The 22,817-nt window shown below is 60.3% G+C and carries 27 protein-coding genes, 2 tRNA genes and 1 pseudogene; 15 read left to right on the forward strand and 15 right to left on the reverse strand.

The genetic code is table 11. From position 1 onward, the window contains the following. Nucleotides 1-33 precede the first annotated feature (33 nt). The 7 genes and pseudogenes from AC1DMK_RS26090 (at nucleotide 34) to AC1DMK_RS26120 (ending at nucleotide 9,585) form a co-directional block, all read left to right on the forward strand. Complete coding sequence (locus AC1DMK_RS26090) at nucleotides 34-417, forward strand: hypothetical protein (RefSeq protein WP_037060975.1); 384 nt, start codon at nucleotides 34-36, stop codon at nucleotides 415-417. A gap of 95 nt (nucleotides 418-512) precedes the next feature. Next, nucleotides 513-3,059: a protein translocase subunit SecD gene (gene secD, locus AC1DMK_RS26095; RefSeq protein WP_037060833.1), complete on the forward strand. Its 2,547-nt coding sequence runs from the start codon at nucleotides 513-515 to the stop codon at nucleotides 3,057-3,059. A 272-nt stretch (nucleotides 3,060-3,331) separates the two neighbouring features. Further along, a pseudogene (locus AC1DMK_RS26100) lies at nucleotides 3,332-3,797 on the forward strand (response regulator); the annotation flags it as partial. Nucleotides 3,798-3,859: 62 nt separating this feature from the next. After that, nucleotides 3,860-5,413, forward strand: coding sequence for a VOC family protein (locus tag AC1DMK_RS26105; RefSeq protein ID WP_477863203.1), 1,554 nt, complete (start codon nucleotides 3,860-3,862; stop codon nucleotides 5,411-5,413). 629 nt (nucleotides 5,414-6,042) lie between these two features. Beyond that, complete coding sequence (locus AC1DMK_RS26110; protein ID WP_477863205.1) at nucleotides 6,043-6,960, forward strand: glycosyltransferase family 2 protein; 918 nt, start codon at nucleotides 6,043-6,045, stop codon at nucleotides 6,958-6,960. Between the two features lie 60 nt (nucleotides 6,961-7,020). Further along, on the forward strand, nucleotides 7,021-8,520 hold the full coding sequence (locus AC1DMK_RS26115) for a lipopolysaccharide biosynthesis protein (RefSeq protein WP_477863207.1): 1,500 nt from the start codon (nucleotides 7,021-7,023) through the stop codon (nucleotides 8,518-8,520). Nucleotides 8,521-8,562: 42 nt separating this feature from the next. Beyond that, complete coding sequence (locus AC1DMK_RS26120; protein ID WP_037060826.1) at nucleotides 8,563-9,585, forward strand: polysaccharide pyruvyl transferase family protein; 1,023 nt, start codon at nucleotides 8,563-8,565, stop codon at nucleotides 9,583-9,585. Nucleotides 9,586-9,591: 6 nt separating this feature from the next. Here the strand turns inward: AC1DMK_RS26120 and AC1DMK_RS26125 are convergent, their stop codons facing one another. Together AC1DMK_RS26125 and AC1DMK_RS26130 are read right to left on the reverse strand one after the other, a co-directional pair. Next, nucleotides 9,592-10,488, reverse strand: coding sequence for a DMT family transporter (locus tag AC1DMK_RS26125; RefSeq protein WP_037060973.1), 897 nt, complete (start codon nucleotides 10,486-10,488; stop codon nucleotides 9,592-9,594). A gap of 157 nt (nucleotides 10,489-10,645) precedes the next feature. Next, the gene (locus tag AC1DMK_RS26130) at nucleotides 10,646-11,074 is read right to left on the reverse strand and encodes an OsmC family protein (RefSeq protein ID WP_477863209.1); all 429 of its coding nucleotides are present in this window, start codon (nucleotides 11,072-11,074) and stop codon (nucleotides 10,646-10,648) included. A 281-nt stretch (nucleotides 11,075-11,355) separates the two neighbouring features. Between AC1DMK_RS26130 and AC1DMK_RS26135 the strand changes: the two genes are divergently transcribed. After that, entirely contained in the window at nucleotides 11,356-11,562 is a 207-nt protein-coding gene (locus AC1DMK_RS26135) for a hypothetical protein (protein ID WP_037060824.1), read from the forward strand. A 69-nt stretch (nucleotides 11,563-11,631) separates the two neighbouring features. Here AC1DMK_RS26135 and AC1DMK_RS26140 read toward each other — a convergent pair whose 3' ends face one another. Then, nucleotides 11,632-12,036 (reverse strand): hypothetical protein, encoded by a 405-nt coding sequence (locus AC1DMK_RS26140; protein WP_477863212.1) that lies wholly within the window; start codon nucleotides 12,034-12,036, stop codon nucleotides 11,632-11,634. A gap of 198 nt (nucleotides 12,037-12,234) precedes the next feature. Between AC1DMK_RS26140 and AC1DMK_RS26145 the strand changes: the two genes are divergently transcribed. Beyond that, nucleotides 12,235-12,483, forward strand: a complete 249-nt coding sequence (locus AC1DMK_RS26145) for a hypothetical protein (RefSeq protein ID WP_037060822.1) — start codon at nucleotides 12,235-12,237, stop codon at nucleotides 12,481-12,483. A 417-nt stretch (nucleotides 12,484-12,900) separates the two neighbouring features. Here AC1DMK_RS26145 and AC1DMK_RS26150 read toward each other — a convergent pair whose 3' ends face one another. The 11 genes from AC1DMK_RS26150 to AC1DMK_RS26200 all read right to left on the reverse strand — a co-directional run bounded on the left by AC1DMK_RS26150 (nucleotide 12,901) and on the right by AC1DMK_RS26200 (nucleotide 19,243). Continuing rightward, nucleotides 12,901-13,161 carry a hypothetical protein gene (locus tag AC1DMK_RS26150; RefSeq protein WP_037060819.1) on the reverse strand — a complete coding sequence of 87 codons (261 nt, stop codon included), beginning with the start codon at nucleotides 13,159-13,161 and terminating at the stop codon, nucleotides 12,901-12,903. A gap of 118 nt (nucleotides 13,162-13,279) precedes the next feature. After that, nucleotides 13,280-13,355 (reverse strand) — tRNA-Phe (locus tag AC1DMK_RS26155). Between the two features lie 181 nt (nucleotides 13,356-13,536). Then, entirely contained in the window at nucleotides 13,537-13,746 is a 210-nt protein-coding gene (gene yacG, locus AC1DMK_RS26160) for a DNA gyrase inhibitor YacG (RefSeq protein ID WP_037060816.1), read from the reverse strand. Between the two features lie 33 nt (nucleotides 13,747-13,779). Continuing rightward, on the reverse strand, nucleotides 13,780-14,400 hold the full coding sequence (locus AC1DMK_RS26165; RefSeq protein WP_037060813.1) for a Maf-like protein: 621 nt from the start codon (nucleotides 14,398-14,400) through the stop codon (nucleotides 13,780-13,782). Nucleotides 14,401-14,458: 58 nt separating this feature from the next. Continuing rightward, nucleotides 14,459-14,677 (reverse strand): translation initiation factor IF-1, encoded by a 219-nt coding sequence (infA, locus tag AC1DMK_RS26170; RefSeq protein ID WP_003545338.1) that lies wholly within the window; start codon nucleotides 14,675-14,677, stop codon nucleotides 14,459-14,461. A gap of 118 nt (nucleotides 14,678-14,795) precedes the next feature. Then, nucleotides 14,796-15,281: an arsenate-mycothiol transferase ArsC gene (locus AC1DMK_RS26175; protein ID WP_477863215.1), complete on the reverse strand. Its 486-nt coding sequence runs from the start codon at nucleotides 15,279-15,281 to the stop codon at nucleotides 14,796-14,798. Next, nucleotides 15,278-15,748, reverse strand: coding sequence for a UPF0262 family protein (locus AC1DMK_RS26180; protein WP_037060807.1), 471 nt, complete (start codon nucleotides 15,746-15,748; stop codon nucleotides 15,278-15,280). Before AC1DMK_RS26180 ends, AC1DMK_RS26175 begins: the two co-directional genes overlap by 4 nt. A gap of 3 nt (nucleotides 15,749-15,751) precedes the next feature. Further along, entirely contained in the window at nucleotides 15,752-17,050 is a 1,299-nt protein-coding gene (hisD, locus tag AC1DMK_RS26185) for a histidinol dehydrogenase (protein WP_037060806.1), read from the reverse strand. A 35-nt stretch (nucleotides 17,051-17,085) separates the two neighbouring features. Next, nucleotides 17,086-17,523, reverse strand: a complete 438-nt coding sequence (locus AC1DMK_RS26190) for a DUF2948 family protein (RefSeq protein WP_477863219.1) — start codon at nucleotides 17,521-17,523, stop codon at nucleotides 17,086-17,088. Between the two features lie 128 nt (nucleotides 17,524-17,651). Next, on the reverse strand, nucleotides 17,652-18,944 hold the full coding sequence (murA, locus tag AC1DMK_RS26195) for a UDP-N-acetylglucosamine 1-carboxyvinyltransferase (RefSeq protein WP_037060804.1): 1,293 nt from the start codon (nucleotides 18,942-18,944) through the stop codon (nucleotides 17,652-17,654). 104 nt (nucleotides 18,945-19,048) lie between these two features. Then, nucleotides 19,049-19,243 (reverse strand): hypothetical protein, encoded by a 195-nt coding sequence (locus AC1DMK_RS26200; protein ID WP_037060802.1) that lies wholly within the window; start codon nucleotides 19,241-19,243, stop codon nucleotides 19,049-19,051. 152 nt (nucleotides 19,244-19,395) lie between these two features. On the opposite strand from AC1DMK_RS26200, the gene AC1DMK_RS26205 reads away from it, so the two are divergent. The 5 genes from AC1DMK_RS26205 (at nucleotide 19,396) to AC1DMK_RS26225 (ending at nucleotide 21,296) form a co-directional block, all read left to right on the forward strand. After that, nucleotides 19,396-19,470: transfer RNA gene (locus tag AC1DMK_RS26205), tRNA-Thr, on the forward strand. Nucleotides 19,471-19,657: 187 nt separating this feature from the next. Further along, nucleotides 19,658-20,128 carry a GNAT family N-acetyltransferase gene (locus AC1DMK_RS26210; RefSeq protein ID WP_037060972.1) on the forward strand — a complete coding sequence of 157 codons (471 nt, stop codon included), beginning with the start codon at nucleotides 19,658-19,660 and terminating at the stop codon, nucleotides 20,126-20,128. A gap of 91 nt (nucleotides 20,129-20,219) precedes the next feature. Further along, a complete protein-coding gene (locus AC1DMK_RS26215) occupies nucleotides 20,220-20,459 on the forward strand; it encodes a hypothetical protein (RefSeq protein WP_477863221.1) in 240 nt (79 codons plus the stop codon). A 28-nt stretch (nucleotides 20,460-20,487) separates the two neighbouring features. Further along, a complete protein-coding gene (locus AC1DMK_RS26220) occupies nucleotides 20,488-20,733 on the forward strand; it encodes a hypothetical protein (protein ID WP_477863223.1) in 246 nt (81 codons plus the stop codon). A 320-nt stretch (nucleotides 20,734-21,053) separates the two neighbouring features. Continuing rightward, nucleotides 21,054-21,296 (forward strand): DUF982 domain-containing protein, encoded by a 243-nt coding sequence (locus AC1DMK_RS26225; RefSeq protein WP_477863225.1) that lies wholly within the window; start codon nucleotides 21,054-21,056, stop codon nucleotides 21,294-21,296. 340 nt (nucleotides 21,297-21,636) lie between these two features. On the opposite strand, the gene AC1DMK_RS26230 is transcribed toward AC1DMK_RS26225, so the two are convergent. After that, on the reverse strand, nucleotides 21,637-21,894 hold the full coding sequence (locus tag AC1DMK_RS26230; protein WP_037060799.1) for a hypothetical protein: 258 nt from the start codon (nucleotides 21,892-21,894) through the stop codon (nucleotides 21,637-21,639). A 475-nt stretch (nucleotides 21,895-22,369) separates the two neighbouring features. On the opposite strand from AC1DMK_RS26230, the gene AC1DMK_RS26235 reads away from it, so the two are divergent. Beyond that, nucleotides 22,370-22,633 (forward strand): hypothetical protein, encoded by a 264-nt coding sequence (locus AC1DMK_RS26235; RefSeq protein ID WP_477863233.1) that lies wholly within the window; start codon nucleotides 22,370-22,372, stop codon nucleotides 22,631-22,633. Nucleotides 22,634-22,817 lie beyond the last annotated feature (184 nt).

A 22,817-nucleotide genomic window follows, 5' to 3' on the forward strand; every position in this document is an offset into this window, starting at 1 on the left:
CGGTTCGAGATTGAAAATGCAGACGACCACGGGATGAGGCTCGACGCACGCCGCATGACGGGTCGCGTTGCCGTTTCTCTGGCCGTCGCGATCTTCGCTTATCTCGGACTTCTCTTCGGCGGCAACCTGAGCCTGGGTCCGGCGCGCGGGCCGAATGCATTCTCGTCTTCCAGCAAGGACGGCCAGCCGCTGCAACTCAGTGCGCGGGACGGGGTGCGGGGAATTCTCGCGGCCGACCGCAGGATAGCGCCGAAATATGTGGCCTTCGATTCCGGCGAAGCGATCCTAGCAAATCCTCCGACTGTCAAATTTGCCTTTGGTCGCGGTCCATCACTCTCGTCGCCCATCGGCCTGCCAATTCATGCGATCGGCGCGAAAGCCTACGATTCGCGTGGGCCGCCGACGGCAACGGCCTGATCATGCGCGCCTGACTGGCGCTTCCTATCTGCATTTACGACACGCCGCCCGCGCGACACGCGCAGGGTCAAGCGTTATCAAGGATAAACAACCATATGCGCACTTCACCATGGCTGGTGATCACCTATACGGTGGTCATTCTCCTCGGCATTCTGATCGCCTTGCCGAACGCCCTGCCGCAATCCGTCCTGCAGCGTATGCCGTCCTGGTTGCCGCATAGCCAGGTTTCGCTCGGCCTTGACCTTCGCGGAGGCTCGCACCTCGTGCTCGAAGTCGACGAAGCGGACCTGACCCGCGAGCGGCTGCAGTCGCTTCTGCAGGATGCCCGCCGCGTGCTTCGCGAAAAGAACATCGCCACGAAGTCGGTCGTTCGCAACCAGAACCAGATCGTCGTCGTGCTGACCGATCCGGCGCAGAGCGACGATGCAGTGACCCAGCTCAAGACGCTCGGCAACACGATCGGCACCGGCATCAGCGCCGGCCAGTCGGATTTGTCGGTCAACGCAAGCGGCGGCAATATCACGGTCGGCTTCTCGCCTGCCGGGATCGCCAGCAACGTCGATTCGGCGGTCCAGCAGAGCCTCGAGGTCATCCGCCAGCGCGTTGACCAGGTGGGCGTCGCCGAACCGACCATCCAGCGCATCGGCGCAAATCGCGTCCTCGTTCAGCTGCCGGGTGCCCAGGATCCCACACGCCTTCGCCAGCTTCTCGGCTCGACCGCGAAGATGTCCTTCCACATGCTCTCCCCGACCAACGCGCCGGGACCCGGCGTGACGATGTTGAAGGATGAAAAGGGCCAGGCCTACCCCGTTCTCGACCGCGTCGAGATTTCGGGCGACCGCCTGTCGGATGCTCGCGTGAGCTTCGATCCGAACACCCACGAGCCGGTCGTCAGCTTCCGCTTCGACAGCGCTGGCGCCACCCGCTTTGCCGATATCACCCGCCAGAACGTCGGCAATCCCTTTGCCATCGTTCTCGACGACAAGGTGCTGAGTGCGCCCGTTATCCGCGAACCGATCACCGGCGGCTCCGGGCAGATCTCCGGCAGCTTCTCCGCCGACAGCGCAACGACGCTCGCCGCCATGCTGCGCGCCGGCGCCCTGCCCGCCAAGCTCACCGTCATCGAGGAGCGCACCGTCGGTGCCGACCTTGGCGCAGACGCCATCAAGAAGGGTGTTTATTCCGGCTTGATCGGCTTCGCCTTCGTCGCCGCCTTCATTTTCTTCCTCTACGGCGCCTGGGGACTTCTGGCCAACGCCGCTCTGGCGCTCAACGTCATCCTGACGTTTGCCGGCCTGACGCTGATCGGCTCGACGCTCACACTGCCCGGCATCGCCGGTGTCGTGCTCGGCATCGGCCTTGCGGTCGACGCGAACGTCCTCATAAACGAGCGCATCCGCGAAGAAACCCGCAAGGGCAAGAGCGCATTTGCCGCCATCGATGCCGGCTTCAGCCGTGCTTACTCGACGATCGTCGACGGCAACATGACGGCGCTGATCGCCGCCGCTATCCTATTCTGGTTCGGCTCCGGCCCCGTTCGCGGCTTCGCCGTCACCATGGGCCTCGGCATCATGATCTCGATGTTCACAGCTGTGGCCATCGTACGCGTCGTGATGATCGCGATCGCCCGCCGGCGCAAAATGAAGGTCATTCACATCAAGCCGCTTCTGCCGCTGCACCTGATCCCAGATGGCACGAACATCCACTTCATGAAGGCACGATTTATCGGTGTGACGGTTTCGGCCATCCTGTCGGTCGCATCGATCGTGCTCTTCATCACTCCGGGCCTCAACTACGGCGTCGACTTCAAGGGCGGCATTCAGATGTCGGTCAAGACGAGCGGCACAGTCGACCTTTCAACCTTCCGCACGGGGCTCAACGAGCTCGGGCTCGGCGAGGTTTCGCTGCAGTCCTTCGGCGACAACAATACCATGGCCGTGCGCGCGCAGCGCCAGGAAGGTGGCGAAGAGGCGCAGACGGCCGCAGTCACCAAGCTGAAGGATGAAATTGTCAAGCTCGATCCACAGGCCACCGTCACCGGTACCGACGTAATCGGCCCGAAAGTCAGCGGTGAACTCGCATGGGCCGGCATCATGTCTGTCGTGCTCGCCAGCCTTGCGATGCTGTTCTACATCTGGTGGCGCTTCGAATGGCCGTTCGCGGTCGGCGCCATCGCAACGCTCATCCTGGACGTGACAAAGGTGGTCGGCTTCTTTGCGCTGACCGGCCTCGATTTCAACCTGACGGCCATCGCAGCCCTTCTGACCCTCGTCGGTTACTCGGTGAACGACAAGGTGGTCGTCTACGACCGCATGCGCGAAAACATGCGCCTCTACAAGTCGATGCCGCTTCGCGAGATCATCGACAAGTCGATCAACGAGACGCTGGCACGAAGCCTCTACACGGGTGCAACCGCCTTCCTCGCCATGCTTCCGATGGCGATCTGGGGCGGCAGCGCAGTGGAAAGCTTCGCGGTGCCGATGGTATTCGGCATCCTCGTCGCGGCCGCTTCGTCGGTCTTCATCGCAGCGCCGATCCTGCTCTTCCTCGGCGACTGGCGCCGGCGCCATCGTGCGGCTGTGACGGCAAACGAGGCGAAGGCGGAAATCCTTCCGCCGGAGCCGCGCAAGTCGGCCGGCTAAGAAGGTTGCCAATGCGAAATTAATGTGGGGCGCCGGTTGCAGAGCCGGCGCCCGCTTTCTATTCTCCGCCCGCCTGGGGTTGGAGATTTGCAGCATGTCATCAGAGCGGCCAGATGTGTCAGCTGGCGACGACGAACAGACGAAGCGTTTCCTCGCCATAGCATCCCATGATCTGCAGTCGCCGCCTGCCGATTGCCCGGCCAGGAGCACAGAGCATGCCGCGGAACGGGCTGCACGAAGAACGGTCCGAACAGCGTGCGGGGCGACCTCTGCGCCTGGCAGAAGTCCTGCTCGTCGAGGATAGTCCCGCAGATGTACAGATCCTCAAGATCAAGTTGATGAAGCGCGAGAAAGTCAGCTTCAATCTTCATATCGCGAGCAACGGGCGCGATGCCATGCGGCTTCTGGCAGAGCGCGCAGCCGGCGGCCGTGATCCGTCGATCGACCTGATGCTGCTCGACATCAATATGCCGATCATGGATGGGTTCGAGGTGCTGAGTGCGCTTTCTGCGGACGGGCGACTGAACAGGATCCCCGTCTGCATCCTCAGCACGTCCAGCGACGAGGACGACATGCAACGCCAAGGCGCTCGGCGCGCGCTTGCATGGTCAAGCCGCCAACGCTGCAGCAGCTGGAGGTCGCGCTAGAGAGCGTTGACACTTTGGATTTGCAGCCCCGCGGAGATGCCCTATTCTGTGTGCGGAACACTCACGAGACACTCCATCTGCGACGGCATGATACTCATATTCACTCTCATCTCCGCGCTGTTTCTGTCCCCCATGCAATCCGGGCTGCTTCCTATGGTATCTGGCATTCATCACATCACGCTTCTTACCCGAAGGGTGCAGGCAAACGTCGATTTCTATGCGGGCTTCCTCGGCCTGCGACTGGTCAAGCAGACGGCCGGCTTCGAGGACGCGACGCAACTCCACCTCTTTTACGGCGACGCCGAGGGCACACCCGGATCGCTCGTCACATTCCTCGTCTGGGAGGACGGTGCCCCGGGCCGCCCCGGCTTCGGCCAACTGAGCGAACTGTCGCTGGCGATCGATCCGACAAGCATCGGCTACTGGCTGACGCGCGCCATGGGTTTCGGCCTGCGATCCGAAGGTCCGGCGGACGAATTCGGTGAGCCGGTTCTGCGGCTGAAGGATCCTGACAATATCATCGTCAAGCTTGCTGGCGCACCGAAGCTCAAGTCCCCGGCTGCGTGGGACGGCGCCGGCGTTCCGCTCGAGCATGCAATCCAGCGGGTACGCGGCGCCACGATGCTCACGGAGAAGCCGGCGGAAAGCCGCAAGTTCGTGGAAAGCCACTTCGGCTACCGTTTCCAGGAAAACCGCGGCAATATAGACAGGCTTGTTTCGCAATCCGGCGATGTCATCGATATCCGCAATGCGCAGGGGTTCTGGTCCGGCGCGCCGGGAACGGGGACGTTCGATCACGTCGCCTTCCGGGCCGCCGACGACGGAGCACTGCTCGGCGTCCACAAGACCCTCGAAGAGGAGGGTGCGTCAGCAACCAACATGCATGACCGCAGATATTTCCGCTCGCTCTACGTTCGCGAGCCGGGAGGAACGCTGATCGAGCTGGCGACGGACAAGCCCGGCATGACGGTCGACGAACCGCAGGCCACGCTCGGTAGCAAGCTTTTCGTCCCAAAGGACGCCATCATGGATCTCAAGGACCTGAAGGTCGTGCTGCCGCAATTTTCGATGCCTGGCGAACCACGCATCAACTATCGGGACCTGCCCTTCGTGCACCGCTTCTACACGCCGCCCGATCCGGACGGCAGCGTTCTGGTGTTGCTGCACGGTTCGGGCGGGAACGAAACAACGCTCATGCCGCTGTTGCACCAGGTTGCCCCTCGCGCCACGCTCCTCGGCGTGCGTGGACGCGCCACCGAAGAAGGCATCCCGCGCTGGTACAAGCGCATCACGCCCTTCTCCTTCGATCAACAKGACATCAAGAATGAGGCGGAAGCCTTCGCAGCGTTCATCGACGGGGCCGTCAAATCCTATGGGCTGGACCCGAAGAAGCTCGTCTACGTCGGCTATTCCAATGGCGCAAATCTCCTGAACTCGTTGCTCTATCTCCACCCGAACCTGGTGCACAAAGCAGTGCTTCTGCGCTCCATGCCAGTTCTCAGCAACTTTCCGCATGCCGACCTCAAGGGCACTGACCTGCTTGTCATCAGCGGCAAGACGGATGCCTACGGCAAATATGCCACCGACCTCGAAGCCCGCCTGAAGAGCTCAGGGGCCACCGTTGATTCGACTGTCATCCCCAGCGGTCACGACCTCGGCGACGCCGATGTGCCTGTTATCCGCAAATGGCTGAACGAAGATGAGTAATGATCCGGCACGGGCCTGTATCCGGAAGCAAGCTCCAAAGTCTAAGGTGGCCCTCGCCTGCGGACGATGAAGCATTGCCGACGACCGGGCGTTCTGGCGTGATGGTTTCCCGAGCCGAACGTCTGCTCGACTACTGCTTCGGCATTGTTTCTGGAAGCGACAGCCGCCGATCTGCGGCAGCAAAGCGTGAGCCAGGCTRGCAATTTTTGCCGATGGGACCGGCAGGTTGAAACACTAATCTTTCCCGCATGAGGCTTTTCGCAAATGCGAAGAACCTTAATTGGTAAATGACCCGCCGCCATACGAACCCGACGCAGACAGAACATAAATATGCATATTTCCTAGGTATATCCTGAATTGAGATCGTGAAAACATAGGTAACCACCAAACAATCAATCGGTTACAATATTACGAGAACACGAATTATTACAATTACTATTCTTTAAATTCATGATGTTTCGGATTTAAAACCCGTCAGCGCTGATTTATAATAATGAAGCAAGAAATCACCACATTCTTTTGTTTTTTCAACCTCCTGTACTGCTTTGCTGCAATGCAAAATGTTTCTTGTCGAGGCCGGATGCGCGCCCTATCCTCGCTTCAACATCGATCGCAGAAGGGGAAAATGAATGCCTCCTCAGCCCGTGGACATCAGCCTGATCATCTCGTCGAGAAATCGGGCATATGGACTGACGAACTGCCTGGATGCCGTTTCTATCGCCGCCCGCCAGGCAAGCTACCTGAGACTGGAACTGGTCTTCGTCGACAACGGTTCCACCGATTCGACCTCCGACCTCGTGCGCGAATGGGCGAAGACCGCGCAGATCAGCACCAACCTTGTCTATGAGGGGACGGCGGGGCTCGCCGTTGCACGCAATGCCGGCATGAGGGCAGCGCGAGGTCGCATCCTCGCCTTCACCGACGACGATTGCGAGATCTTCGCCGACTATTTCAGCCTGCTCGCGTCGCTCTTTGCGGCCGACAAGCAGCCTATCATGCGTGGCGGCCGGATTGAGCTCGGAGACGCACGCGACCTGCCGGTGACGATAAAGACAGAGCTTGAGCCCGCGGTGCTGACCAGCGACCTGCATGCCGGCGGCTTCATTCACGGTGCCAACATGGCTTTTCCGCGCACGCTGATCGAGACCGTGGGCCTCTTCGATACCCGCTTCGGGGCCGGCTCGCCGTTCCGCTCGGGCGAGGACACCGATTACGTACACCGCGCCTTCAACGCCGGCATCCGCGTGGAGTATCTGCCAGACTTTGCCGTCAAGCATTTCCACGGACGCCGCGAACTGGGCGACGTCAAGAAGCTCCAGAGCGGCTATGCCTTCGGCAACGGCGCGCTCTACGCCAAGTACCTGTTCGACCGCCGCTCCAACATGCGCGGCATGCTGCGCTGGGATATCCGGCAGGCGGTTCTGGAAGCGATCGGCCGGCGCAAGCTCAGCGACGAGCTTGGCCTGACCTATCGCAGTCAGCTTCGTGACAATCTCACCGGCATGCTCGCCTATTGGCGAGGCCAGAAGTCGGGACGCCCCGCTTAACCGGCCTCTGCGCCTGCAGACAAATGCGCGATTGCTCGCGCCTATTCGATTGGACAGTGAATGGCTGATACGGCAATTGCCCGCGCCGAGCTTAAGAAGAAAACCGCCCTCTCCGTCCTCTGGTCGGTCATTCGCGTTGCCTGGAGCACAGTCGCGACTTTCGTGATTTTCGTCATCCTTGCGCGCATTCTCGGTCCCGGCGATTTCGGGACCTTTGCGCTGGCGAGTCTTTTCGTGGAGATCGGCCGCGTTCTCGCCTATGCGGGACTGGGCGATGCCATCACCCGACAACTCGACCTTGACGAAGAGCTCGCCGACACCGCCTTCTGGGCGACGATTGCCTTCAGCGGCATGGTGGGGGCCACCGTGTTCGTGTTTGCCCCCTACTATGGCGATCTGGTCCGGGATCCCTCCGTCGCGGGCATCTTGCGCTGGCTGGCGCCATTGCTGCCGGTGTCCTCGCTCGCCGTCATTCATAACGCGCGCCTTGCGCGTGAATTCGGTCACAAGAACCTCGCGGCACAGGCGATCGCCGCCAGCCTGCTTTCCGGCATCACCGCCGTCGTCTGCGCCTACCTCGGCTGGGGTGTCTGGGCGCTCGTCGCCCAAACTGCGGTCAACGCCGTGGTAACGGTGCTGCTCGGCTGGGTGGCCTATCCCTGGATGCCGAAATTCCGGTTCAACGTCCCGTTGTTCCGCTCGGTATTTCTGTTCAGCATCAGCCTCGTCGTCACGCAGCTGATGTGGATGCTGCTCGCCCGCGTGCAGGACATCTTCATCTCGCGCTGGTACGGACCGGTCGAGGTCGGGCGCTATCGCATCGCTTGGCGGCTGATCGAATTGATCGGCCAAGCCGTGCTCGCGCCGATCGGCAGCGTGGCTCTGGTGACGCTGTCGCGGCTGCAGAACGACCGGGTGGCCTTCCGCAATGCTTATAACAAGATCGTCGGCGCGGCGGCGCTTGGCACCATCCCGCTGCTTCTCGGCTTCGGCGCACTGTCCAACGACATGATCGCGCTGCTTTTCGGCGACAAGTGGGGCAATGCCGGCGACATAGCCACGGTGCTGGTGCTGATGTCGGTGCCGTTCGTCATGAATTTCTTCGCGTCCTCGGCGCTGTCGGCCGTCAACCGGGCGGAATCTATCCTTTCGGTGGCGGCGCTGCAGCTTGCCGCAACGCTGGTGCTAACGTGGCTGCTCGTTCCCTACGGCGTGGTCGCCGTTGCTGCGGGCTATACACTGCGCGCCTGGCTGACCATGCCTTACCAGCAGTATGTGCTGAGCAAGTATGCCGGCATTGACGCCAAGGGCACCTTCAAGGCCGTTGCAGTGCCCTTCTGCGGCGCAGCGCTCATGGCAGTCTGCGTCTGGCTAGCACATCCCGTCATCGTCGCCCATGTCTCGAACCGGTGGCTTTCCCTGGGCCTCAGCGTCGGTCTCGGCGCTTTGATCTACGCCGCCTTCCTGCCGACATTCGGCCGGTCGGCCATTCGCCCCTATATCGCGCTCGCTCTCTCCTTGCTGCCATCGCGCAGACAGGCCGATACACAGAGAACATGAGCTTCCATGCAGACCTCTTGTCAGTGACACAAGGAGCCTTCCATGCCTGAATCGAACACCATGACGATCAATCGCCTCCAGGGCCTGATCACCAATTGCCACGCGGACCTCTTCGATCCGTCCGAACGTTTCGCGCTCCTGAACTTCCCGAACCACACCAATATCGGCGACAGCGCCATCTGGCTCGGCGCTCTTGCCTATTTCGAGCGCCAACGCGCGCGGCCGTCCTATGTCAGCGAGATGTCCACCTTCGACGGCGAGCGCATGGATGCCGCGATCGGTCACGGGCGCATCTTCATCAACGGCGGCGGGAACTTCGGGGATGTGTGGCCGCACTACAGCAACTTTCGTGAATACCTGCTTGCTCAGTACCAAGGCCGACCCATCGTGCAGATGCCGCAGACACTGCAGTTCCGCGCGCAGGAAAACATCGACAGCATGGCACGCGCCATCGAAAAGCACGGCAACTTCACATTGCTCGTGCGGGACAAGAAAAGCTTCGAATTTGCCCGGCTGTGGTTCCAGTGCGAGGTGCGCATGTGCCCCGACATTGCGTTCTGCATCGGCCCGGTGAAACGCCCTGCACCGCAGCACGAACTGCTGCTCAACCTTCGCGATGATGTGGAGGTCGGCGCAGCACAGGATCTGACGGCGGCGACGATCCGTCCCGGTACCGTGAAGTCCGACTGGACGGACGACCCCGCGGACTTCCAGCGGCAGACCAAGCATGCCGCCATCCTCAAGGGTCTGATGACCGGCCGCATCGGCGGTCGCGCAAGGATGACCGAGCTTGCCTATCGCGAACGGGCGCAGCAGCGTTTCGATCGCGGCGTGGCGCTCCTGAGTTCGGCACGGCAAGTGATCACCGACCGCATGCACGGACACATCATGTCCGTGCTGATCGGTGCCGATCATTGTGTACTGGACAACAGCTACGGCAAGACCAGCAGCTTCATCGAGGCTTGGGGCACATGCAACAGCGACAGGGCGGCCCTTGCACCCACAGTCGATGATGCACTGGCCATCCTCGACGCGCGCCGGGTCGAGCGGGCCGTGGTTGCCTGAACGCAATCAGCCTCGCCGGGCCACCAGAATCCCGGCGAGCACCACCATGCCGCCGACCGCCTGCATCGGCCCGAGCGGCTCGCTCAGCAGAATCCAGGCGAGGATTGCAGCCACGACCGGCTGCAGCAGAAGCGTCAGCGACGAGAAAGCCGGCGGCAGATACGCTAGCGCATAGGTGATCGCCACCTGGCCACCTGCGTGGCTGACGAAAGCCAGGCCGAAAACCATGGCCCATCCGTGCGCCGTTGCCGGCAACATGCTGCCCTCGAAGAAAAAGGCCAGCGGGAACACGCAGACGGCGGCCGACGCCGTGCTCCAGAGCATGATGCGAATCGTGTCGAAGCGGCTGCGGAGCTTGCCGATTGCAAGAATGTAGCCTGCGTAGAACATGGCAGCGACGACTGCGATACCATCGCCCCGCAAGTCGCCATTGCCGAGAGCTGCCGGGCCGCCCTTCAGAATGACGACGCCCGCAAGCGCAAGCGCCAATCCAAACAGGAAGACGCGCGTCACGGTCGCGTGGAAGAGCAGAAGGCCGATCCCAGCGACGAAGACAGGCGCCAGATTGGCAAGCAGCGTCGCATTGGCAACCGATGTCATCGTGATGGAGAGATGCCAAGACGCAAGGTCCATCGCGAGAATGACGCCCGGCAGGATCAGCATTCCATAGTCCTTCAGCTTCTGCGGCTTCGGGCCTGCGTCGCTGCCTTTGACGAGCGAGAAGATGAAGATCGGGATCAGCGCCAAAGCCACGCGCCAGAAGGCAGTGGCCATCGGACCCACGTCCGAAAGGCGCACAAAGATCGGCGAGCCGCCTATTGCCGCACCACCCAGAACCAGGGCAGCCAGGGCAAATCGATTGGCCGGAGCGGGCTGTGTAACGGCGGAAGGGGCCTGCGACATATTTCCGATGCTTTCCGCGCCACTTCGGTTGCGTAGGGCGCCTTCCAGCAGCCGATTAACAGAAGCCACCTGTCGAGAATAGTCGCAGAGCGACAGCCGCATGCAAAATCCGCAACGCACGGCAAATTGCCGTGCCGGCGCAGCAACAAGGCATCAATCAACCCGATATGACGGTCGAAAACTCCGGATTTCCGCGGATGGTGTTACTCACCGTGCAAATCTCGTCTTCCGCAGCATGTGCGATCTTCAGGCGCATCTCCTCATCGAGATCGCCCTTGATGGAAAAGGCAATGTTGAACTTCTGCACTCGCGAGAGCCCTTCGGTTGCTTTCTCACCCGTCACGTCAACGGTGATCTCGGTGATCCGGTCGAGAACGCCGAGCTGACTGGCCGCGATGCGGGCACTGAGGACGAGGCACGCAGACAGCGACGAATAGAGCAGGTCCAGCGGATTGAACCCGGGCTGCGATGGTCCCGTGACGATGTCGAGTTCGCCCTTGGTGGCTGAAGTGACGTGCGGGAAGCCGGTGCGACCGAGAACGGCGGTGGCGCCAACGGGACGGTGACGAGCCTTCAAATCGGCCATGGGACAATCCTTCAATGATGAATTCCGACCCTAGATAGGGATTTCATCGGCCACGCGCAACGCACTTGGTGGTGCCTTGGAGACCGCTTGATAGCGTCATGGAATTCGGGAGACTGGGGCAGCCGATGAGACTGACCGCATTGTCCGAACGATTCGCAGATCGCAGTATGCCCGAACGTCAACCTCAGTTTCCCCTCCCTATTTTTCGGGATAGCTCCGCGTCAGCTTCAGAATGCAATATACGCATGCACTAATACAGAAGCGACTCATCGGAGCTGTCCATGCGAGAACTTGAAACTGTTGCAGATGCACCCAACGTTTTTTTCGATGCCGAACCGTTCGGCTACGTCAGGAAAGTGTACGTCGATGACGAGCCCTGCTGGGGCCTCTTCGATTCAGATGGCGACGTGATATTTGTCGGCGATGCGGCGACCGACTGCCATTCCTATGCGGCGAAAGAGCAAATTCGCATTCAGATCGTGCACTAGTAACGGTGGACGGTCCTCTGCCTCGCGGGAGAGCACCGCCAGCGCTAAGACATAGCTATTCGGCGGCGCTCATCGATAGGATTGCGCCGAGGGCGTTACCGCCACTTCCTCGCCTGAGAAGATTATGAAGGCAAAGAGCAGTACGCCGATGAACGTGATGATCGACGAAATAGCGACGATCGGTTCCATCGCGGCATTGCCAAGCAGCATCAGGTACAGGCTCGGCACCATCAGCACGACGCCGGCGGTGTAGACGCAATACTGGATCATGGCGAGGCGGCGTTCGGCCTTGCGCGGATTGAGCGCGTGATAGCCGCCGAAAATCGCCATCGTCACCCAGCCCAGCAGATTACAGTGCGCGTGAGCGCCGATGACGCTGTGGTCTTGTGAAATCGCCATGTTCAACCCCATGCCGATCCCGATGATCAGGAACAGAACTGCAGTCTTGAAGTATAGTTGCGCAATGCGTGGCATAGACATTCCCCTCCATTTTTTGCAGGGCAGTATTAACATCGTTCTGATAAATTGAGAATGGCCGACATGGATTTAGCGCTCTATCTATACTGACGTGTTGCACCCTTGACCATCGGGGAACGGTGATGCGACTGCATCAGCAGTTTCTTAAACTCTATCGACCATTGTGATTCCTATGCGGATATGCGGAGAGGTGAGATGAGAGACATCTACGGGCCCTTTGTCGCCGGCGACGATCCGGACCGTGCGTTGCGCTGCCAAGACGCGATGCAGTTCGCCTTTCAGGACTTTGTCGCCGCGTCTACGGCCGCGGGCTGGAGCGAGCTGGAAAGCATCCAAGCAATCCTTTGCCTCGCGGAAGACCGCCTGCGGATGCTTGCTGCCAACGACGAGGCAAGAAGCCTTCTCGAGATCCTCCGAGAGATGGGGCAAACGACGGCCGCCTGAAATTCACGGGCAGCATCGCTCTCTCTTGGCCTGGTATGTTCGCAGTCTGGTCTAGGCCGACCTGGCGAATCGTGTGTCGACCCCATCAGCCAGTATTTGGGCCTGGATCACCGACGTGTCGTGCGAAGCCATCAGCAGCAGGCACAGCGCGACGGCACGCGGCACATCCTGCTCACCAGAGGCCCATCGGCGGCTTGTCAACTGATCTACCCCAAACAGCTTCTCTACGGCAGACGCAGTCAGCCCTAGGACCGCAAGTGCGGCTCTGTATTCCGACGCCTTCATGTGTGCTGTTCCCGGCGCGATTCACGCGCACTATTCTTTCGGTGTGGCCCACTTTAGTTTCGGATTATTTTCGAGAGTTCTCATACGCGACATATTGTTGCGCAATTGCGACATCAGGCGCAGCTGGCGTGCTCAATGGACGGATGGGTCCGCGTCATCGAGAAATGTTCTGATGCCGTCGCGCTCAACAGTCGCAAGAAATTCATCGAAGGCTTCGCGGTCGGTCGCGAAGGATTCTTCCCACTCGATCAGGTCCTCGTCCTGCGTGATGACCTGCATCGTCCAGTCGCCGTTGGTTCCTGAGGGCCGGAAGATGTCAACGAGTACCGTGACATCGTCATCGGTAAATTCACCGGCGAATTCGGAATGTTCGAGCTTTTCCTTCTTGGGCATGGCATCTCGCTCTTTGCTTGGTATCCGGACGAGGAACGCTCGTGCCGATGCCGTTTCACCGAAAATTCAACACTCGATAAAACAGAAACACAACCGGACTGGATGGAGGCGTTAGGAGTGGTGCCCAGACGCGGATTTGAACCACGGACACGCGGATTTTCAATCCGCTGCTCTACCAACTGAGCTATCTGGGCTAACCGACTTCGTCACAGTTCTCGCTACGAAGAACTGCGGGGGCTTGGTTCACCCCGGAAGCGAGCGGGGTTATAGCATCTTGTTCGGCCATGGCAAGCGTCAAATGAGAGTTTTTTGACAGGCTGCGGAATTTTCCAGATTCACGAGCAAAATTAATGGCTTCCCTGTGGAAAAGATTGCTCAATCCTCGTCGGGGTACTCCGCCTTCGTCTCATCGTCGACAACGGGGATGGCGTACGAGCCTGTCAGCCAGCGAGAAAGATCGATCTCGCGGCAGCGGTTCGAGCAGAAAGGATAGTGTTCGCGGTGCGAAGACTTGCCGCATTCCGGGCAAGGCCGCGTCTTGCGCAGCGGCTCGACTTTGGCGCTGGTTTTCTTTTCGTCAAACATGGTCCGTCCTTCGGGATTTCTCGCCCGCCGGCCTCAGCCCTCGGGCCACCGGCTGTGGACATCGAAGCCCTCGCCGGTCAGAAGCAAAATGGTCTCATAAAGTGGCAGCCCAACGACATTGGTGTAGGATCCGACCATTTTCTGTACGAAGGTGCCGGCCAGCCCCTGAATGCCGTAGGCGCCGGCCTTGCCCCGCCACTGGCCCGAGGCCAGATAGTTTTCGATCTCGAAACCGGACAGGCGCTTGAAACGTACCTTGGTCTCGACGATCTTCTGGCGAACCTTGCGGTCGGGCGTCACCAGGCAGACGCCGGTGTAGACCCAATGACTGCGGCCGGAGAGCAGGTGGAGCGAGGCAGACGCCTCGTCGGCGAACTCTGCCTTGCCGAGAATGCGGCGACCGACCGCAACGACAGTGTCAGCAGAAAGGATATAGCTGCCCTTCCACGTCAAATCGCCCTTGATCGCAGCAAGGGCCGCCTCCGCCTTCTCGGTCGAGAGCCGGCGGGCGAGCGAGCGCGGATGCTCCGACTTCTTCGGGGCCTCGTCGATGTCCATCGGCATCAGGCGCGACGGTTCGATCCCTGCCTGGTTGAGCAGGTCAACGCGGCGGGGTGAGCCGGAAGCCAGAATGAGCTTGAATTTGAGCGTCATGGAACCTCGACCACCGGGCAGACGAGAGCGAAAGCCTTGTGAGCCTTCGGGCCCGAGCCTACTTGAAACGATACGTGATGCGGCCCTTGGTCAGGTCGTAAGGCGTCATTTCCACAAGAACCTTGTCGCCTGCCAGAACGCGGATGCGGTTCTTGCGCATGCGGCCGGCCGTGTGGGCGATGATTTCGTGTTCGTTTTCGAGCTTTACCCGAAACGTCGCGTTCGGCAGAAGTTCGGTGACAATACCCGGAAATTCGAGGACTTCTTCTTTAGGCATATAAGGGTTTTCTTCCTGTCGGTTGAGATGACGGCAGCGGCCGCCTCAAAATTTGCGCGGAAACTACACAATCAGGGGAGGTTTGTGAACCTAATTGATCGGCTTTCCGTTATTTGTTTCATGCCGATTGTGCGGCAATACCGTTTCTCTTGAGTAGCCGGCTCTCTATGTGATCGCTGAGGGAGTTTCGTACCTCGCGATAGCTGTGCAGAATCTGATCTCGCGTTCCCTGCGCGACCGTCGGGTCCATGGTCGGCCAGTAGACGACTTCAACGGCGCTCGAGCGCGTGAGTTCGAGCGCGGCGTGGTGGGCCTGCGGAGACAGCGTGATGATGAGATCGAAATAGTCGTCCTCGAGCTCTTCCAGCGTATGGGGATGATGACGCCCCAGCGAGAGACCTATTTCCTCCAGCACCACATCGACAAACGGATCCCGCTCGCCGGCGCGAACGCCTGCCGACCGTATATAGGTGTTAACGGGTAAAAGGCTACGGGCTATCGCCTCGGCCATCGGGGAGCGAATGGCGTTCATACCGCACATGAAGAGGATCGCGCCCGGCCTTGCCCCCTCGACCTTGCTTCCTGCCTCTTCCATCGTTCTCATCCACGCCAGTAGAGCACGCAGACCAGCGTGAAGAGCCTGCGGGCGGTGTCGAAATCGAGGTCGATCTTGCCGTTCAGGCGGTCCTTCAGCGTCTGCGAACCCTCGTTGTGGATACCGCGCCGGCCTATGTCGATCGCTTCGATGCGGCTCGGCGAGGCCGAACGGATCGCCTCATAATAGCTTTCGCAGATCATGAAGTAGTCCTTCACGATGCGCCGAAACGGGGTCAGCGACAGAATGTGGGTGGCAACAGCATCGCCGACATCAGTCGCAATCGAAAAGACGAGCTTGGCATCGACCAGCGAAATGTTCAGCCGGTAGGGCCCCCCGGCGTGGCCGATGGGTGTGAAGGTATTCTCCTCGATGAGATCGAAGATGGCGACGGCGCGCTCATGCTCGACATCGGGCGTCGATCGGCCGATGGTGTCGTCCAGGACGACGTCGCAAAGCCGGAAGTCGCCCGCCATGCCTTACCTCTCCAGATTGAGGCGGATCGCAACCGATCGCGCATGTGCGTCGAGACCTTCGGAAACGGCAAGCGCAATCGCCGCCGGACCCAGCATGCGAAGCTGCTCGGGACCAAGGCGCAGGATCGACGTGCGCTTGACGAAGTCGAGGACCGAGAGCCCCGACGAGAACCGGGCCGAGCGCGCCGTCGGCAATATATGGTTCGATCCGCCGACATAATCCCCGATCACTTCGGGCGTATGCGCGCCGATGAAGATCGCGCCGGCGTTGCGGATGCCGTCAAGCAGCGCGTCGGGATCGGCAACGGCAAGTTCCAGGTGCTCGGGCGCAATGCGGTTGGCGAGCGGAATGGCGTCCTTCAGGTTTTTCACGAGGATGATCGCGCCGAAATCGCGCCAGCTCGCCGTTGCCGTCTCGGCACGGTTCAGCGTCTTCATCTGGCGTTCGACCGCAGCCTCGACCGACTTGGCGAACTCCGCATCATCGGTGGCGAGGATTGCCTGCGCGCTTGCGTCATGCTCGGCCTGAGCCAGGAGATCGGCCGCGATCCAATCCGGATTATTGTCCTTATCGGCAATCACGAGCACCTCCGAAGGACCGGCGATCATGTCGATGCCGACGGTTCCGAAGACGTGGCGCTTGGCGGCAGCCACGTAGGCGTTTCCGGGGCCGGTGATCTTGGCGACCGGCGCAATCGTCTCCGTGCCGTAGGCAAGTGCCGCGATGGCCTGGGCGCCGCCGACGCGATAGATCTCCGTCACGCCGGCAAGCTTTGCAGCCGCCAGCACCGCAGGATTGACCTGACCGCCTGCTGCCGGAACCACGATGACGATGCGATCGACGCCTGCGACCTTGGCGGGCACGGCATTCATCAGCACCGAGCTCGGATAGCTCGCCGTGCCGCCCGGGACGTAGAGACCGACCGCCTCGATCGCCGTCCAGCGCGAGCCGAGACTAACACCCATGTCGTCTTCGTAGATATCGTCCTTCGGCAGCTGGCGGCGGTGATGCGATTCAATGCGGACGGCGGCCACCTTGAGCGCGCCAAGCACTTCGGCGGGAACCGCTTCGACAGCGGCATCGATCTCGGCCTCGCTGACGCGCATCGGCGTGATGGCGAAATCGATCCCCTCGAACTTCTTCGAATACTCGGCCAGGGCCACATCGCCGCGGGCGCGGACGTCATCGATGATGGCGCGCACAACGGCGTTCACATCCTCGGACACCTCACGCTTCGTGGTCAGGAAAGCCGCAAAACGCTGCTCAAAGCCTTGCGATGTCTGATCCAGCCAGATTGCCAACGCCGATCTCCTCTTCCGTTCTCGATTCACTGAGACTAGGCGCCAGGATGGCGCGGCTTGGATGCGGTTTCCCACGCTCCACCGATATCCGCAAGCTGAACTTCGATGCATTCGACATCAAGCGCGATGGTCGCAGCGCCTGCGAGCGCGAGTTCAACGATGCCTTCCGGTCCCTCGCCCTTCGGTTCGAAGCGGACCGCGAGCAGAGACAGGACGTCGTCGCGGTTCTTGCGGTCGATTCCGGTGGAACGCACGGCCAGCACGCGCTTGAAGGCGAGCGCAGTCCGGCGACGCTCGAAGCCCTTGCGCTTCTTGCCGGCCTCTTCCCATACGAAGCGATTGGCCGCGATGGAAAACTGCGCGTCGCGCGGTGACCACGCGATATCCGCAACCTTGAAGACGCTATCCTGTATGTGTGCTGAAACGACGGCAAGGTCTTCGCTATCAAGCGCAACAAGCTTCAGGTCGGTCATTCAGGCTGCACCCCCATTGACAAGGGCATCGCCGGGGTGGCGATGCCGTCAGACAACGGACATAAGGCGCGACAGTGCGATGCGCAACCGGGATATGCAGTGCACGCCCCAGGAGGCGCGCCCTTTGTCTATTCGCTGACGCGTTCGACGATTGCGCCGCAGCGGGTGAGCTTCTCTTCCAGGCGTTCGAAGCCGCGGTCGAGGTGGTAGACGCGCGACACCATCGTCTCGCCCTCGGCCGCAAGGCCCGCAATGACGAGCGAAACGGAAGCACGCAAATCGGTCGCCATGACTGGCGCGCCTTTCAGCCGCGACACGCCTTCGATCTTGGCCGTCTGACCGGAGAGCGAGATCTTCGCGCCCAGCCGGGCCAGTTCCTGCACGTGCATGAAACGGTTCTCAAAGATCGTCTCGGTGACGTGCGAAATACCCGACGACCGCGTCATCAGCGCCATGAACTGCGCCTGAAGATCGGTGGGAAAGCCGGGGAAAGGATCGGTGACGATATCGACCGGTCGGATGCCGGCGCCGTTGCGGCGAACACGCATGCCGTTGCTGGTCGGTGAAATCTCGGCACCGGCGCGGCGAAGCGTCTCCAGCGCCGTGTCGAGCAGCGCCACATCAGTGTTCTCGAGCGTAACGTCGCCGCCTGCCATGGCGACAGCCATGGCATAGGTGCCCGTCTCGATGCGATCCGGGAGAACGCGGTGGCGTGCGCCGGACAGCGACGTGACGCCATCGATGGTGATCGTGCTCGTGCCTGCACCGGTGATCTTGGCGCCCATGGCGATCAGGCAGTTGGCGAGATCGACAACCTCGGGTTCGCGAGCGGCGTTGCCGATGACCGTGGTGCCGCGAGCAAGCGTCGCCGCCATCAACATGACGTGCGTTGCGCCAACGGAAACCTTCGGGAAGGTATAGCGCGCGCCGATCAGGCCGCCCTTCGGCGCCGTGGCATTGATGTAGCCGCTGTCGATTTCGAGGTTGGCGCCGAGTGCCGCCAGGCCATCGAGGAACAGATCAACCGGACGCGTACCGATGGCGCAGCCACCCGGCAGCGACACGCGGCATTGGCCTTCACGCGCGAGCAGCGGGCCGATCACCCAGAAGGAGGCGCGCATCTTCGACACCAACTCGTAAGGTGCGGTGGTGTCGACGATGGTGCGGCAGGTGAAGTGGATGGTGCGCGAATACGCATCGTCCTGGCGTTCACGGCGGCCATTGACCGCAACATCGACGCCATGATTGCCGAGAATGCGCATCAGCAGCTCGACGTCGGCAAGGTGCGGCACGTTTTCGAGCGTCAGCGTATCGCTGGTGAGCAGCGAGGCGATCATCAGCGGCAGGGCGGCATTCTTGGCACCGGAAATCGGAATGATGCCATTGAGCTCATTACCGCCAACAATTCTAATACGATCCATGTGCTCTTACGGGCGAGGCCCGCCTTTCTGAAAGGCTGTCTTTTAAAAGGATGCGGGTGTTTAGACGAATTTAGAGAACGCTTCAATTCGTCGCGGACCGAACATTACGATTCGTCCATTTTTGCGGCAGGCAGTCCATTTGTCTCATCCGCCTGCCCCGATCGGCGCGCGCGCGTCTGCTGTTTGCGACGTGAGAGATTTTCCCGAAGTTTTTCTGCAGCCCGGTCGCGGCGCAATTTCGCTTGACGTTCGATCTCGGCTTTGCGGGTTGTCTGGGCTTTTTCAGTGTCTTCGCTCATGCCGCAGGCTTACCCGAATTTGAACGGATTCAAAAGTGCCATCAGCTTATTCTATGCGAAGATGGAAATTGCGGCTTGCGCTTGCCATGAAGCTGTGGCAATAGCCCCCCCGTTCACGCAATGCAGCCGGTTCGGTTGCGCGTCTGGTCCTCGCTGCCGTAGCTCAGTGGTAGAGCACACCCTTGGTAAGGGTGAGGTCGGTGGTTCAATCCCACTCGGCAGCACCAGTTTTCCTCGTTAAGCAAATTGTTTATGGCGCGACCCTCGCGGCGGCGCGCGTACATGCGCCCGCTTCAGTTGATAGGGAAAGTGGTTCTGGCAGAAGATATCTTGCCCATCCTCGCGTTCCCGAGGACACATCGTCTCGGCGCCGAAGAAAGATAAACGATGAACGGCAATGAACGCGGCGTTTCGATGAGCACACTTACCGTCAGGCCTTATGTCGCGGCGGATTGCCATGCGACGATAGACATATTTCTCCGGGCGATCCGGGAGGTCGCCTCGAAGGATTATAGGCAAGCCCAGGTCGATGCCTGGGCTCAGGTGGACGACCGCGAGGAATGGGCGAGACGCAGATCGAGCAGGCCGACCTGGATCGCCGAGCGCAGTGGCGTCGCCATCGGTTTTTCCGATCTGGAGCCTGACGGACATCTGGACATGATGTTTGTGCACCCAGCTTATCAGGGCATCGGTGCAGCCAGCCTCCTGCTGGCAACGGTGGAGGCGGAAGCGGTGGTGCGGGGTCTCAGGCGCGTCTTTACGGAAGCGAGTCTGACGGCCAAGCCTTTCTTCGAAGGCAGGGGGTTCGTCGTGCTCGCCCGCCAGACGGTGGAAAAGCGCGGCCTGACGTTGACGAACTTCCGCATGGAAAAATCCGTTCCCTAGGCGCGCCGATCTTGCGCAGACGGATGCCGTCACGGGGCATTGACTTCGTTTACGGAACGGAACATATTGTGAACAAATTAGGATAAATGCCATGTCGATGTCTGAAAAGTTCATCATCTTGCCCTACAAGAAGAACCGCGGAAATATCGTTCCGGGCGAGATGCGGCAGGCGTCGAATGCTGTCAGTGCGGAGAAGATTGCGTTGTCGATGGCGGCCCGCTTCGTCGGTGTTGCTGCCTATGCGGTCATGGTCGACGAGGAAAGCGGCGACATGACGTCCCCCCGCCTGCTGGCACAACACGGCGAAATCGCCGATCTCAACGCGGCCTGACAGCCATTGTTGATGGAAGGAGCTGCGCATGCGTGCAGAAGAAAAACTCGCGCCCGCAACAGGTCCACATCGGCAAATCGAGGCGGCGCTGGCCTGGCACGACGATGACCCGCGGGCCACCATTGCCACTCTGCTTGAAGACATCCTCTATCTGCGTCGGCAACTCGTGCTGACCGAAGGCGTAATGAGCCGCGGCATGACCCGCGGATGGGTGCCCGGCTTTCGAGAGAAATCGCCATCAGGCCATCTGCCGCCCGAGAGCTCATCCGCGTGATTGGGACTGCCGCCATCCCGTACGGTACGATTGCAGGACGAAGACAGTCGTGTAACAAAGTCACGACCCGTGTCCTGACGAAAACGACCCGCGTATGTGATTAACGACACCGCTGCATCTGCACCGGATACGGCCTGGAACAGATCTGAGGCCGGGGTCATGCGCAGACGCGCAATTTTCCCATCTCCACCCTTCGGATGCTCGGTGCTTTTCCCGTTTGCGGGTTTCTAAATTATAGCTAAAATACACTTGCACTGTTCGCAGGAGGAGCGATCAGAGCGCTATGCGTATTTTGGCGTAAACAATGGAGGAGTGCGCCGATGGCCAGCGAAAAGTGGAATAATCCGATCCATGTGGGCTTTGAAGCCGCCGAGGCGCGTACGGTTTTGGGGCCGTTCGACGCGCTGAAGTGCCTGACCGAACTTTGGCCCAGCGTGCGGGGCCTGCGGTATCTGAAGGCAAGAAGCACGTGCCGTGCGGCTCTTGACGGCCGCAAGAGCCTTGAAGAAGCGCGGGCCGAGTTCGTGGCTGCGGCTGAGGAAGCAAAACTCCGGGTTCATTGAGCCGGATTCGAGCGGGCCAGTCTTGCTTTTCTTGAGAAGTGTATCGAATCAACGCGATGGTTTGTTTTTGCTTAACCCTCGCCGGAGCTTGTCGTGGGGCTCGGAAAAAAGGCGTTGTCATGCGCGGCTGCACCGCAATAGAACATCGTCAGCCATCATGATGATGGTCAGAGGCTCGTCACCCTCTGCTTCGAAACAAGCAGACGAGCCTCGTCGGTTTCCTCAAAGAACCAAATACTTACCGCCTCATAGCCGACGCCGAACCTTGGCTCTGCCGCAGCCGCAGATGGAATTGCAGGATTTCGGATAGAGCTCGTGGTCAACAATATCTAAACGGTTCTCAACAACCTGATGCCGCGCTTTCGACTTCCACGTAGCCGACGCCGATGATTGTGCCGTCGAGTGTGCGGATGAACGAGGGAACGTAGTGCGCGCTTGGTGGGGCACAGACAGCCCCAGCATATTCCGCCAATGCAACATCGTCGTGCGAGAGAGCGGAATAGTCGCTGGTGAACTCCAACGAAGCCGAAGCAGGCAGGGCAAACGCGCCAGTGGCCAATGCGAAAACTGGCATTCCAAATCGAAGAAAGCGTTTCATTCCCTTCTCCCGTGCTTGGTTTAAGCAATAACTAATAAATACCAAGTTTAGTTCCGCCTGCCCGCTACCTCTTTCGCATACTTTGGGTAGCTCAAGGTCTGGGAAGGGAGTATGAGCGTCATCGGACCGACGTAAGGGACCTCATGATTGCGGCTATCCGCACCAAGCCCAGCCTCCCCGAATCGGTACGTCATCGACGCAGCATCGGGGCCTGAACATCGCCCTTGCCCACGACGTCCTCAGCAATCTCGATTGCTCGGGCGATGTCGTTCCCGGCGCAGACGAAGCCTCCAGGACAACATAGGGCCCAAGGATGATAGGGCCCAAGGATGGTGACGGTAATCTCGGTGGAATCGAGGTCCTGCGCTAGGAGGCCTGCGTCGATGCCAAGCTATAGCCGCGGCCACAGCAATCACCATGGTCCTCGGACGTCTGAAATCGCAATACCATGGTCGCCTCCGAGCGTATTTCTATACTGCCTAACGCTGCGGGGCGGGATTTCGTTGCAGGGAGCCTCCGTATACCTGCGACGGGCGATACCGAGGTCAAGCCCATTCCCGGCAGTATCACGTACAATGGGCAGCCGCGCACCAAGCTGACCAAATCTCCCCCCGGCAGCGTCCTCCAAAACTCGTTCTACGATTCGAGCGGAACCAAGGTGCTGGAGACCTACATTCTGCAGCCTGACCGAACCCTGAAACTGACCCGACGCGAGCTCATCGCCGACGTCCCGCAGTAGGTCGGCGGCACTGAATTGCGAAGCCGCCGACTAGCGTTTCGTCTCAGAGATTATGACGGGTTGTCTATGCCGAGGATTGGCAGTTCTTGAGGCGGGACAAGCAGTTGGATGCTGCGCGCCTGGCCTGGTTGCTTTTGGATCAATCCAATTTGGTCGAGCGTCTTTAGCATCTGGTGAACTGAGG

This window comes from Rhizobium sp. 05L419, assembly GCF_056397845.1.

Coding starts and splice junctions, on each gene's coding strand:
- AC1DMK_RS26090 (WP_037060975.1), top strand. CDS start 34: ATGAGGCTCGACGCACGCCGCATGACGGGTCGCGTTGCCGTTTCTCTG.
- secD (WP_037060833.1), top strand. CDS start 513: ATGCGCACTTCACCATGGCTGGTGATCACCTATACGGTGGTCATTCTC.
- AC1DMK_RS26110 (WP_477863205.1), top strand. CDS start 6,043: ATGCCTCCTCAGCCCGTGGACATCAGCCTGATCATCTCGTCGAGAAAT.
- AC1DMK_RS26115 (WP_477863207.1), top strand. CDS start 7,021: ATGGCTGATACGGCAATTGCCCGCGCCGAGCTTAAGAAGAAAACCGCC.
- AC1DMK_RS26120 (WP_037060826.1), top strand. CDS start 8,563: ATGCCTGAATCGAACACCATGACGATCAATCGCCTCCAGGGCCTGATC.
- AC1DMK_RS26125 (WP_037060973.1), bottom strand. CDS start 10,488: ATGTCGCAGGCCCCTTCCGCCGTTACACAGCCCGCTCCGGCCAATCGA.
- AC1DMK_RS26130 (WP_477863209.1), bottom strand. CDS start 11,074: ATGGCCGATTTGAAGGCTCGTCACCGTCCCGTTGGCGCCACCGCCGTT.
- AC1DMK_RS26135 (WP_037060824.1), top strand. CDS start 11,356: ATGCGAGAACTTGAAACTGTTGCAGATGCACCCAACGTTTTTTTCGAT.
- AC1DMK_RS26140 (WP_477863212.1), bottom strand. CDS start 12,036: ATGCCACGCATTGCGCAACTATACTTCAAGACTGCAGTTCTGTTCCTG.
- AC1DMK_RS26145 (WP_037060822.1), top strand. CDS start 12,235: ATGAGAGACATCTACGGGCCCTTTGTCGCCGGCGACGATCCGGACCGT.
- AC1DMK_RS26150 (WP_037060819.1), bottom strand. CDS start 13,161: ATGCCCAAGAAGGAAAAGCTCGAACATTCCGAATTCGCCGGTGAATTT.
- yacG (WP_037060816.1), bottom strand. CDS start 13,746: ATGTTTGACGAAAAGAAAACCAGCGCCAAAGTCGAGCCGCTGCGCAAG.
- AC1DMK_RS26165 (WP_037060813.1), bottom strand. CDS start 14,400: ATGACGCTCAAATTCAAGCTCATTCTGGCTTCCGGCTCACCCCGCCGC.
- infA (WP_003545338.1), bottom strand. CDS start 14,677: ATGCCTAAAGAAGAAGTCCTCGAATTTCCGGGTATTGTCACCGAACTT.
- AC1DMK_RS26175 (WP_477863215.1), bottom strand. CDS start 15,281: ATGAGAACGATGGAAGAGGCAGGAAGCAAGGTCGAGGGGGCAAGGCCG.
- AC1DMK_RS26180 (WP_037060807.1), bottom strand. CDS start 15,748: ATGGCGGGCGACTTCCGGCTTTGCGACGTCGTCCTGGACGACACCATC.
- AC1DMK_RS26190 (WP_477863219.1), bottom strand. CDS start 17,523: ATGACCGACCTGAAGCTTGTTGCGCTTGATAGCGAAGACCTTGCCGTC.
- murA (WP_037060804.1), bottom strand. CDS start 18,944: ATGGATCGTATTAGAATTGTTGGCGGTAATGAGCTCAATGGCATCATT.
- AC1DMK_RS26200 (WP_037060802.1), bottom strand. CDS start 19,243: ATGAGCGAAGACACTGAAAAAGCCCAGACAACCCGCAAAGCCGAGATC.
- AC1DMK_RS26210 (WP_037060972.1), top strand. CDS start 19,658: ATGAGCACACTTACCGTCAGGCCTTATGTCGCGGCGGATTGCCATGCG.
- AC1DMK_RS26215 (WP_477863221.1), top strand. CDS start 20,220: ATGTCGATGTCTGAAAAGTTCATCATCTTGCCCTACAAGAAGAACCGC.
- AC1DMK_RS26220 (WP_477863223.1), top strand. CDS start 20,488: ATGCGTGCAGAAGAAAAACTCGCGCCCGCAACAGGTCCACATCGGCAA.
- AC1DMK_RS26225 (WP_477863225.1), top strand. CDS start 21,054: ATGGCCAGCGAAAAGTGGAATAATCCGATCCATGTGGGCTTTGAAGCC.
- AC1DMK_RS26230 (WP_037060799.1), bottom strand. CDS start 21,894: ATGAAACGCTTTCTTCGATTTGGAATGCCAGTTTTCGCATTGGCCACT.